This is a genomic window from Allomuricauda sp. CAU 1633, assembly GCF_017313225.1.
In the GTDB taxonomy this organism is placed as follows: Bacteria; Bacteroidota; Bacteroidia; order Flavobacteriales; family Flavobacteriaceae; genus Flagellimonas.
The window spans coordinates 1-11,756 of sequence record NZ_JAFLNE010000010.1 but is presented as its reverse complement, the minus strand read 5'-3'; the positions used below and the strand labels follow the sequence as shown (position 1 = coordinate 11,756).

Here is an 11,756-nt window from a genome sequence, read left to right as displayed (position 1 = left end):
TTATTTTAACGGTTTTAAAAGAGAAAGATGTTCTCTTTTTTGCTATATTCAAACACCATTAACCGTCTCTTTTCTAAACACTACCAAAATGAAAGCTATCAAATTCATTTCATTGGCCTCTTTAGTCTTTTTGTTTGCCTTAGGCTGCAAAAAAGAGAAGAAAGAGGAAATGAACACCGAAGAACTTTCTGCAGAAACAACAAGTCAAACAGAAATTCCAGTAAACCCTTTAAAAAATGTGTATTGGGGAGACCAACATGTACACACTGCATGGTCGGCAGATGCAGGGGCAGTTGGTACCCGATTGGGCCCAGAAGGTGCCTTACGTTTTGCTAGAGGTGAGGAAGTCACAAGTGCTACCCGTCAAAAGGCCAAATTGCATCGTCCTTTGGATTGGGTCGCCATATCCGACCACTCCGATGGTGCTGGGGTAATAACAGCAGTAATTGAAGGTGACGAGGCGGTAATGGGAGACCCCATTGTCGCACAATATCATACCGATATGGAAGCTGGGGGAGAAAAAGCGGCTGCGGTAATGATGGACCTGATCAATAGACAGTCCAATAATAATTTGCCCCCTGTATTTACAGATCCTGAATTTGCAAAATCGGTCTGGTTAAAAAACATAGATATTGTTGAGAAGTTTAATGAACCAGGGAAGTTTACTGCCTTTATCGCTTATGAATGGACCTCTAACTTTGGCGGTGGAAACAACCTACATCGTAATGTGATTTATCGTGATGGTCCAGAAATTGGTAAACTAATGAGCCCTATGACCACTTTTGATTCGGAAAATCCAGAAGATCTGTGGAAATGGATGGCCAATTTTGAAGAAAAAACAGGAGGATCCCTCTTGGCCATTCCGCATAATGGCAACCTTTCCAATGGATTGATGTTTAAAAATACCGCCTTTGATGGCTCTCCATTGACCAAGGAATTGGCAACATTGCGAAATAAATATGAAGTCCTTTACGAAATTACCCAAGGAAAAGGAACCAGTGAAACACATCCTATTTTATCACCCAACGATGAGTTTGCCAATTTTGAAATTTGGGACAAAGGAAATTTAGTCTTGGTACCCAAAACCAAAGAGATGCTTCAAACCGAATATGGGAGAAAAGCGCTAAAAGATGGATTAAAATTGGAGGAAGAACTGGGAATAAATCCATTTAAATATGGTTTTGTTAGTGGTACTGACACCCACACGGCTTTGTCAACAGCTGAAGAAGATAACTTTTGGGGTAAGTATCCAACCTCAGAGCCAAGTCCGGAACGATGGGAGGAAAAAGCCCTTGATTTCCCATCAGGCTTTGTTCGTGGTTGGGAATTAGGTGCTTCTGGTTATACAGGAGTTTGGGCCGAATCAAATACAAGAGCATCCCTTTGGGATACCATGAAACGAAAAGAAACCTACGCATCCACTGGACCAAGAATAACAGTTCGTTTCTTTGGCGGTTTTGATTATACCGAAAGTGATGCTGAAAATGCAAATGCAGTAGCCATTGGTTATGATAAAGGGGTGCCCATGGGAGGTGATATCAGTTCTGCTCCAAAAGGAAAAGCACCAACATTTCTGATTCATGCCGTAAAAGACCCAGCCAGTGGCAATTTGGACCGTATTCAGGTAGTAAAAGGTTGGTTGGATGCAGATGGAAACACTCACGAAAAAATTTATAATGTGGTGTGGGGCGATGCCGATACAAGAAGTTTGGATGCTAAGGGCAATTTACCTGCTGTTGGGAATACGGTTGATGTAGCAACTGCAACTTGGAAAAACAACATTGGGGATACAGAACTTAAAACATTCTGGAAAGACCCAGATTTTGAACCATCCCTTAAGGCATTTTACTATGTGAGGGTTTTGGAAATCCCAACACCAAGGTGGACCACTTTTGATGCGGTTAAATACATGCTCGAAATGACCGATGATGTGCCTAGAACCATACAGGAGCGAGCTTATACCTCGCCTATTTGGTACAACCCAAACTAAATGGATTGATCAAAAATTGATAAAAACACCTTTCTAAATTTCATTATAAACACTACCAAAATGAGAGTAATAAAATTAATTTCATTGACCTCCTTGTCCATATTGTTTGCCTTGGGCTGTAAAAAGGAGAAGAAAGAAGAAATAAATACCGAAGAGCTTTCCAGTGAAACAACAAGTCAAACAGAAATCCCAGCAAACCCTAATAAAGATGTTTATTTTGGGAATCTCCATGTGCATACCAGCTGGTCTTTTGATGGCTACATCAATGGTTCCGTAACTGGCCCAGATGATGCGTATCGTTGGGCACAAGGTGAAAGTATCGCTGGAGGAGGCGATGGTACCCCACTTCAAATAAAAGTGCCCTTGGATTGGTATGTGGTGGCAGACCATTCAGAGTTCATGGGTGCATTGCCTTTAATGGCAGACCCTAGTAGTCCGGCGAGCAAACACCCACTTACCGCAGATGTCACCGGAGGTGATCCTAAAAAATCGTTTGAAGCTTATACCAAAATTCTGGATGACATCTCAAATGGTAGGAACGATAGTATTTTAGGCAACCCAGAGCTACAGAAGAACATATGGGCAGAAATCATTGACATTGCAGACAAACATTACCAGCCAGGTAAATTTACCACCATGGCAGGCTATGAGTGGACCTCCAATCCTAAATGGAGGAACTTGCATCGCATTGTTATTTTTAAGGACACCGAGCATGTGGCAGACGTACCCTTTTCTGCCATCGATTCGGATGTGCCAGAAAAATTATGGGCATGGATGGATAGCCAACGGGCCCAAGGCAATGAGCTATTGGCCATTCCCCATAACGGAAATGCCAGCGACGGTTTAATGTTTCCTATTGAAGAATCTTATGGAGGCAGCAAAATTGGAAAGGCCTATTCTGAAACCCGTATGCGCAATGAGCCTGTTTACGAGCTCACCCAAATAAAAGGGACCTCAGAAACACACCCTGCTTTATCGCCTAATGACGAATTTGCCAATTTCGAAATTTGGGATTATACCTTGTCTGCTACTGCAACACCTCCAAAAAATAAAAAAGGAGGTTATATGCGTGAGGCCCTGATTCGTGGTATGCAATATGAAAAAGAAGATAAAGGCAATCCTTTTAAATATGGTTTCATAGGGGACTCTGACACGCATAATTCGGCATCTACCATAGAAGAAGACAACTATACTGGTAAATTCGGCTTTGAAAACGACCCAAAACACCGTTTAGACGGACCTCCGGGAGTTACTGAGGCTGCAGCAGGACAAGTTAGAGAATTTAGCACTGGCGGTCTGGCCGCGGTTTGGGCGGTTTCCAATACCAGAGACGCAATTTTCGAGGCTATAAAAAGAAAGGAAACCTATGCTACTTCAGGACCACGAATGAAAGTGCGTGTCTTTGGAGGTTATGGATTCGACAATACTATTCTCGACAATTCAGAATGGGTGCAAACCGCTTATGATAATGGCGTTCCCATGGGTGGCGATTTGAAAGCCTCAACAGGTGAAGCGCCCTCCTTTATCATTCATGCAGTAAAAGAAGCCAATGGTGCAAATCTAGACCGTATACAAGTGATAAAGGGATGGATTGATGACAAAGGTGACGCCCAAGAACAAATCTATAATGTTGCACTTTCCGATAACAGAACCGTAGATGCCAATGGCAAAGCTGCTCCAGTTGGGAATACCGTAAATGCTGCTGAAGCATCCTATACAAACGACATTGGAGCCACCGAATTAAAGACCGTATGGGCCGACCCTGATTTTAATGCTAGCCAATATGCGTTCTACTATGTAAGAGTCATTCAAATTCCTACACCTAGATGGAGCACCTACGATGCAAAAAAATTAGGAAGAGAACCTCGCGAAGATTTACCAGTTAGCATTCAAGAACGAGCCTGGAGCAGTCCAATTTGGTACACCCCTAATTAATTTATATGAAAAAATTGATAAAAGAACCTTTGGTCCATTTTTTTCTATTAGGCATTGTACTGTTTGTCATCTACAGTCAAGTAAACAAAAATGATTCTGAACAGGATATTGTAATCGACAATGCCGATATAGCACATATGGCCGAACTGTGGCGCATGCAATGGCAAAGACCTCCAACCTCCGAAGAACTGCAAGGCCTTATCGAAAAATATGTCAACCAAGAAGTTTTATATCGGGAAGCCCTTAGAATGAATCTGGATCATAATGATGAAATTGTAAAACGTAGGCTGGCCCAAAAAATGGAATTTTTAGGGCAGGATTTGTCCGGTCTGGTGGCGCCAGCTTCCGAAGAAAACCTAAAAGCCTATTTTGAAGACCATAAAAAGGATTTTGAAACCCCATATAGGTACACACTTTATCAAATTCTTTTTACCGAGGACAATCATGTCAACCCTTTAGAAAAGGCCAAAAACGTTTTACAGAAATACGGCTTATCAGATACTCAAGGTATGCAAGACAAGGGTGATGTTTTCCTTTTGAATTACAAACTGAAAGATACAGATGCCTTTTACCTAAACCGTGAATTTGGGGAACAATTCACCAAGCAATTGGAGGAATTACCAGTTGGCCAATGGATAGGGCCGATTAAATCCGGTTACGGTGTTCATTTGGTCTATCTTGAATCGAAAACTCCGCCTAGCATACCCAGTTTTGCTGAGGTTAAGGACAAAGTGAAACGGGAGTACGAATACCAAATGGAACAGGAAGGCCAAGAAGCCATCCTAAAGGCACTTCGGGAAAACTACAAAGTTCGCATTACAGCTGACAATCTTGAAAAAGCTACGATAGATGAAATCGCCCAAAACAAATAGTGATGAGAAGATTCTTTCGACATATTCTATTGGTTTTTGTTCTGCTGTCTACCCGTTCGGTGGACGCCCATGAGATTCGGCCGGCTTATTTGCAGATAGTGCAACAAAGTGACAATCAATATCAACTCCTGTGGAAAGTACCCACTTTGGGCGATATGGTCTTAAAAATTTATCCACGTTTCGAGGATAGTTTTGAGTTGACTGAGGCTGGACTTGCCAGACCGGTTAGTGGGGCTATGATCCATAATTATATGCTAACCGGAAATCGTCCTTTGGAGGGTAGTCATATTGAAATTGTGAACCTGAACAAAACAATGGTCGATGTATTGGTAAACATTACCTACCTCAACGGAGAAAAAGTTTCGTTGATGTTACAACCTGATGCCACTGGTGCCCTTTTACCAGGTAAGACCAGTAAATGGCAGGTGGTAAAGACATACACCGTTCTAGGAATTGAACACATTTGGTTCGGGATTGACCACTTGCTGTTCGTTTTGGCATTGATCATCATTACAGTTGGATTCAAAAAAATTGTAAAAACCATTACGGCATTTACTTTGGCGCATAGCATTACCCTTAGTTTGGCCGTTTTGGGTTATGCAAATTTACCTGGCCCGCCCGTGGAAGCTGTGATTGCATTGAGTATAGTGTTCTTAGCTTCGGAGATGCTAAAACTGCAACAGGGAAAACCCTCTTTAACGGCTCAAAAACCATGGTTGGTTGCCTTTTCTTTTGGGTTGTTGCACGGTTTTGGTTTTGCGGGAGCATTGGCAGATGTTGGATTGCCCCAATCGGAAATTCCGTTGGCTTTGGCATTTTTTAATGTTGGGGTAGAGGTGGGTCAGATTGTGTTTGTTTTGGCCATGTTGCTTATACTTCGATTATTGGCCTTGAAAAAAGATTGGTTGCCCGTTTTAAAAAAGATTCCGGCCTATGCCATTGGAAGTGTCGCAGCCTTTTGGGCCATTGAACGGGTTATTGGATTTTGGAGCTAGTTTTGTAGCTTGCAAAAAGGTAATATTATTCCTTTTTGCCTATTCATAAAATGATAGTTTGTTCTTTATGGATATAAAGAAGGACTCATAAAGATTCAACCTTTGTCATTTCGTTGCCACAAGCATCAGATCCCGAGGTTTTTAGAATCTTATTTTCCACCACTATGGTTTCATCCCTCCAAGTTGCCGTTCCAGCAGTGTTTCTCCATTTCACCCTTCCCGTATAGACACCAGGGTTTTTCTGGGTTAAAAGAAAGCCAATTTCATCCACGGTAAACTTGAACCTATCAAGCCCCCCAAGCTTTGAATAGCGTCCTTCTATCTCTCCATTTTCGTTGGCATAAAAGGCAACGACACGTCCATCACAGCCTTCCCAAGACCCAATAATGTTGGTATTGGTGGAGTTCACAACCGGATTTACAGATTTACAACTGACCCATAATCCCAAACTAAGGGACAGCAGTAGGATGAATTTTAATTTCTTTGTTCCCATTAGTCCTTTCTTTGATATTTGTCTTTCATAAATTCAAAATACATATAGCCAAAACGGTCGTACCAGTCTTCAACCCCGTACTTGGCCTCACAAATGTTGAGTTCCATCATGGCATCGGCCAGACTTTGAAGAAATTCACCATATTTATTATCGTAAGCCTGTTCAAGATCCGTTACTGACTTTTCAATGTTTCTTCGCTGCGTTTGCCAAGCCAGACCACCAACTCCACTGGGCGTAAAGCCAGATACATCATCCCCAAAAGAAATGGCCGCATTGGAAAAGTCCTTAGTGCACTTATAAATAGTGGCCAGCTTTTCAAATTGATACCTCATATTGTTAAACTTCTTTCGGGCTTCTAGAAAACATGAGGCGCACCCTTGGTCTTCCTCTTCTGAAATTTCGCCATTTTCTTCAAAATACAAATCGGTGCAAATGGAAGGAATGGAAGGGGCTTGGGCCGGTGGCGCTGAACTGATACACTTACCCAGTCCATTATTGTAGGTGCTATAAAGCAACTTCACGTTGTCCCATTGTTTCCGGATTGTGGAGATGGTCTTGTCTAAATTACCCACCGCTTTATCTACCAACTTTCTTTCACTTTCCAGAAGATCGAGTCTTGTATTGAGGTCTTCCATTGCATTTTTTTTAAAGGCCTCAAACTGTTCCACAGAAAGGAAATCACCAGCATCCTGCGCAAAACCACCAAAAGGCAATAACGAAAAAAGTATTAAAATCACTGCAGTACCCTTTCCTTTCCGCCCCATAAGCTTTCCTGCCAGAACACCAATAACCAATAACGCAACCCCAAGGGCTATGTATAACAGATAATTGGCACTTCCGCCACCTCCACCTTCATCAGCTTGGTTAGGTGAGGTTGCACCACTGGATGTCATTTCGTCTTCATTGATTGTTCTAAAGGCACTGCCCAAATACGTTTTCTTTTCAGGACTGGCTAAAACGGTGATATTGTAAAGGGAATTGTTGGGCTGTTCCGTTTCTATCTTTATTCCAAAACTTCCCCAAGTACGTATTTTGAAATCAATCATCCCATCTTGAGCATTGGCAGTATTCTTTTCGGCCTGCACGGCTTCCCAATTATCTTTTGCCAGACTGACTTTTAGAGGGGTGCCATCCACGCTGGTCACCAAAACATCTACAAAGTTGTAAAGGTCGTGTCCTGTAACATAGTGGTACATTGCGGAATCTTTCAATCGATTAAAATAAACAATGCCCAATTCTCCTTCATGCCCTGCTCTGGTATCCGCCAGCAGTTTCAGTTCCACGGGTTGAATTGCTTTGTCCAATGTAAAAGGTTGGGCGTATCCCTGAAATGCTCCAATGAAGAGGAGGCTGAACAAAAAAATCTTGTGCAATGGTTTCATCTTAATTTAGTTTTTGTAGTGATTGATGAGATAGTTCGCAATTTTATAGGTGTTCTGTTTCTGTTCTTCTCTTTGAGAGTCAGTTAGTTTGGGACCATCGGGGTTCAAATAACTGTAACTGACTTTTATAGGGTTCCCATAGTTGGTGTTCAACAATAGCAGGAAGCCTTGTACAGGATGTCTTTTAATATACGTATCACCGGATTCACTTATGCTAACCTCCATCATCTCATTTTTCAGTCCACTTTTTATTTCATCTTCAACGATGTTTTTGTCTCCCCATTTTTCGAGGCTTATCCCATAATTGACCGTAAAATTTCCCGGATGGGTTACTTTGTACCAACAACTACCTTGATAGTTGCTTTGTTCCTCCACTTGATTATCGCCGTACCCCAATGCCATTGCCAATTGAGAGGTGGTTAGTTTGCAATCCTCGCTTGGAGCGTATAGCTGGGTATAATCCCCTTGTTGTTCAAGATCAATGGTGTTGCCTGCTGGTGCCTTTACTTCTGTTTCAGAGGTGCCTGAAGTCGAAGTTGTTTCCTCCTTTTTTTTGGAGTTACCGCAGGCTGAAAGTATCAATACGGCCAAAAAGATGTTGAAGATGTTGGATGTTTTCATGTTTTTAAAGTTTGCGTATTATGGTCGTGATTGGTAGCGAACCAATCTATTTTGTGATTATTGAATGAAGACTTTTGTAATAAAAATATGAGGATCTAAGAAGTATGTCTATTGATGGAACATCAACGAAGGAGTTGTCATAAGGGTTGTCTGACATAGACCAGTTTTTAAGGGTTTGTTTGGGGAACTACACCTTTATGCTGGTTAACCATTTAAGATGATTTCATTACCAATATACAGTAATTCAAATGATTATAGTTTGAATTAAATGAAAATTAGATGAATGGTAACGAAGCGGTCACCTTTTTTGGGACTGTAAAGAGGTATTATAAAAACAAAAAACCGCTAGAGTAAACTCTGCGGTTTTTACATTCAAGACTCGCGCTTTATTGCGGAGGAAGAGGTATTTGAACCTTTTATATTTACTTTAATCATTTTTTATAAATAGTCTAATAATCAGTTACTTGTTGATAAGTCTTTAAAACTATTATATGTTAAAATACTACTTAAACCTAACTTTACTGTCAACCAGATTGTCAACCAATAGGTTTAGGTATGAAGTTTACATTCAATTTAAAGAAACCCAATAAAAATGGGGAATCCCTCATTCTTTTCTCCGCATATTTTAAAAGCGAAGGAAAGAAGTTTGTGTACTCCACTGGTGAGTTTCTGTCACCTGAGGAGTGGAATTACAAACTTAGGCAACCTAAAAACTTAACAGGGAGAACGGAAGAAGCAAATCGACATCGGGCAATTCAAAGACAATTAGACAGATATTCAAACTTCTTTTCTGATGTAATTAGGGAATATAAGCTTGCTAACAGAGAGATTACCACCTCATCTATCAAAGAGGACTTTGATATAGAATTTAAGCGCACAAAAGCTATCTCTAGCAAATTCTTTGAAGTTTATGACCTTTTTATATTATCCAAGGAAACGGATTTCACTGAAACAGCTAATTCAGTAACTACAATTAATCGATATAAGTACAACAAGAAGTTACTTAAAGAATTTGAGGATCACCGAAAAAAGAAAATTCATTTCAATCAAATCAACCAAACCTTCTATAACTCATTCATTGAGTTTTGCATTAAAGTAAAAGAACATTCGGCAAACACCCTTAGAAGAAATGTTGGGCTTTTCAAAACCTTTATGTATTGGGCTTTTGAGGACAATCACACCTATAAGATGGACTTTCAGAAATTCAAACTTCCAAAGGCGCAGGACACCGATGAGGTTGCCCTGACCCAAGAACAGATATATGAAATTTTTGATTTTGATTTGAGCAAAAACAAGCGACTGGAGAAAGTGAAGGACTTATTTGTTTTTGGGTGCGCTACAGGAATGAGGTATAGCAATTATTCCAAGGTTCGTAAAGTGGACGTTCAAAATGAATTGATTCGAGTGGTTGACGACAAGAACAAAGAGAAGACTTTAGAGATACCTCTGAATGACCTTTCAAACTACATTTTGAAAAAATACGAATATCGATTACCCAAAATTTCAAATCAAAAGTTCAATGATTATTTAAAAGAGCTATTTGAATTGATGGAGTATAATTGGACAGTAAAAAAGACCATGAAAATAGGTCGTGATATTGTGGAAACGTTTAGCCCCTTCTATGATAGAGTATCTTCTCACACAGCAAGGCGTAGCTTCATTACCATTATGAAGAATGAGAAGATACCGGATAAGGTAATTATGAGTTATACAGGCCACAGAAGTTTGGAAGTTTTCAATAAATACTACAAGCCAAGTATAAAGGAGAAGGAAACTTTTATGAAGACAGTTTGGAAGTTAGACAAATCTAAGATGCTAAAAGCTCAATAATATGGAGAGGAAAATAACATTCTTTGCTGAAAGTCTAGAGGAGATGGATTATTGTGGAAGTAAGTTATTACAAGCAAAAGGTGGAATTTTTGAATTTCCATTTAAGGTTGAGCCAACTTTAACCAAGCACAACTTGCTTAACTGTCAAGATTGTAAAAATCATTATGATAAATTAATTCAAGGGTTTAATGATACCCTTAAAAGGTTTCCTAACTGCTGTTCCAGTCATTCAAAACTAATTAACCTTGGTGAATTTGCTGTCGGGAATTACAGTGATTCAGCAATTTGGTCAGCGGATAAGATAATGTTCAGTTATCATCATTTTCTGGAATTTATAGACAATGATGAATGGTATAAAGAGATAACAGATTATTTCGAGTACTGCATCGAAAGTTATGGTAGTTTTCCAAGAGGCTATGGTGAACCCTTTTTACTAAGCAATTATTTTTCTTGTTTACTCCACTTAATTAATCATATAAAAACTGAACTCACTTCTGATGTCATCAATCAAAAGGAATTGATTCTTCGGACGGAAAGAATAATTAACTATTTAAACTCTTATTCTGATGCAGATTTAAATAAGAATAAAACGAAAAACTTCAATCTGCTAATGTCAAAATATGATGAGTGGTTTTCTTTATTTCCGTTTGATATGGAGTACTTTAAACACCTTAAACGAACTTTTGAAAAACAGATACCAGTTTTTAGAGGAACGCATCAAAACAAATATCTGGGAAGTACAAAGTTGGAATTACATTCACTAGATGATTTTGCTGAGGTATTAATTAGTATCACGAAATCAATTTTATCTGAAGTTAATGGTTTAAAATTATACAAAGAAGGAAAACTGAATGATGCGGAAAAAATCTCTTTAGACCTAATAATCCAGAATCGGGAATTGGAACTTAAGGAATTGTCTCTTAAATCCAACATATCCAAAGTACAGTATTTAAAAACATTAAAGGATTGGCTAAAATCTGAAAAAAAGTTTATTAGGGACATTACCCCTTACTTATCAAAAGAAAATAAAAACAATAATTCTTCTAAAACAGGAAGGCCTAATAGAACTGATATTGCATATTTCTGTTACTACACTTCTGAGACAAAAGAGTTAATCATAGGTCACCGTTTTCCTTCTGATAAAGCTTGGGGAGAAATTGGTCAACGATTCAACAGAAATGCCACCAATATAAAATTGATGTACAATATTATTCGAAAGAATCAGCAGGAACGGTTAACTGAATCTAAGAAGGGGAATATTGAGTATGTTTTAGAAAATATGCTGGGTGACTACCCTAAAGCCAAAAGCATGGCTGAAAAAGAGCTTAATATGACTTAATAAAATTCGTAGTACCTACTACGTAGTTACTATTCACCGTTATTCTTACCTCCTAATAATAGTATTGCTCAAAAATATTGAGCGATATGGAAAATCCATTTGTAGCAATTGAGAAAAGACTATCGGGCATTGAAGACCTGTTAAGTCAAATCTATGCAAAATCAGTTGAGGAAGAATGTAGATACCCCGATCTTTAGGACAGTTTCTCTACAAAACTAACATAATTATCAAGCTGCTTTTCTATAAACATCGTTTGGTCTTTGGTATTCAATGGACTGGTGTCTTCTTTCATGGTTGTA

9 protein-coding genes are annotated in these 11,756 nt (G+C 39.4%); 6 read left to right on the top strand and 3 right to left on the bottom strand.

Annotated features, from left to right (window positions below):
• Positions 1-88: 88 nt before the first annotated feature.
• The 4 genes from J0X14_RS17665 to J0X14_RS17650 are packed head-to-tail and all read left to right on the top strand — an operon-like array spanning position 89 to position 5,792.
• Positions 89-1,990, top strand: coding sequence for a DUF3604 domain-containing protein (locus J0X14_RS17665; protein WP_207099154.1), 1,902 nt, complete (start codon positions 89-91; stop codon positions 1,988-1,990).
• Positions 1,991-2,050: 60 nt separating this feature from the next.
• Positions 2,051-3,925: a DUF3604 domain-containing protein gene (locus tag J0X14_RS17660; RefSeq protein WP_207099153.1), complete on the top strand. Its 1,875-nt coding sequence runs from the start codon at positions 2,051-2,053 to the stop codon at positions 3,923-3,925.
• Between the two features lie 5 nt (positions 3,926-3,930).
• Positions 3,931-4,797, top strand: coding sequence for a peptidyl-prolyl cis-trans isomerase (locus J0X14_RS17655; RefSeq protein WP_207099152.1), 867 nt, complete (start codon positions 3,931-3,933; stop codon positions 4,795-4,797).
• A 2-nt stretch (positions 4,798-4,799) separates the two neighbouring features.
• Positions 4,800-5,792 (top strand): HupE/UreJ family protein, encoded by a 993-nt coding sequence (locus tag J0X14_RS17650; RefSeq protein ID WP_207099151.1) that lies wholly within the window; start codon positions 4,800-4,802, stop codon positions 5,790-5,792.
• A gap of 85 nt (positions 5,793-5,877) precedes the next feature.
• Here J0X14_RS17650 and J0X14_RS17645 read toward each other — a convergent pair whose 3' ends face one another.
• From J0X14_RS17645 to J0X14_RS17635, 3 genes are read right to left on the bottom strand one after another with little or no spacing between them, the layout of a single operon-like run.
• Positions 5,878-6,285: a hypothetical protein gene (locus J0X14_RS17645; RefSeq protein WP_207099150.1), complete on the bottom strand. Its 408-nt coding sequence runs from the start codon at positions 6,283-6,285 to the stop codon at positions 5,878-5,880.
• Complete coding sequence (locus tag J0X14_RS17640) at positions 6,285-7,667, bottom strand: hypothetical protein (protein ID WP_207099149.1); 1,383 nt, start codon at positions 7,665-7,667, stop codon at positions 6,285-6,287. Before J0X14_RS17640 ends, J0X14_RS17645 begins: the two co-directional genes overlap by 1 nt.
• A gap of 6 nt (positions 7,668-7,673) precedes the next feature.
• Positions 7,674-8,288, bottom strand: a complete 615-nt coding sequence (locus J0X14_RS17635; RefSeq protein ID WP_207099148.1) for a hypothetical protein — start codon at positions 8,286-8,288, stop codon at positions 7,674-7,676.
• A gap of 555 nt (positions 8,289-8,843) precedes the next feature.
• Here J0X14_RS17635 and J0X14_RS17630 point away from each other — a divergent pair.
• Complete coding sequence (locus J0X14_RS17630) at positions 8,844-10,118, top strand: tyrosine-type recombinase/integrase (protein WP_207099147.1); 1,275 nt, start codon at positions 8,844-8,846, stop codon at positions 10,116-10,118.
• A gap of 1 nt (position 10,119) precedes the next feature.
• Positions 10,120-11,457 (top strand): hypothetical protein, encoded by a 1,338-nt coding sequence (locus J0X14_RS17625; RefSeq protein ID WP_207099146.1) that lies wholly within the window; start codon positions 10,120-10,122, stop codon positions 11,455-11,457.
• Positions 11,458-11,756 lie beyond the last annotated feature (299 nt).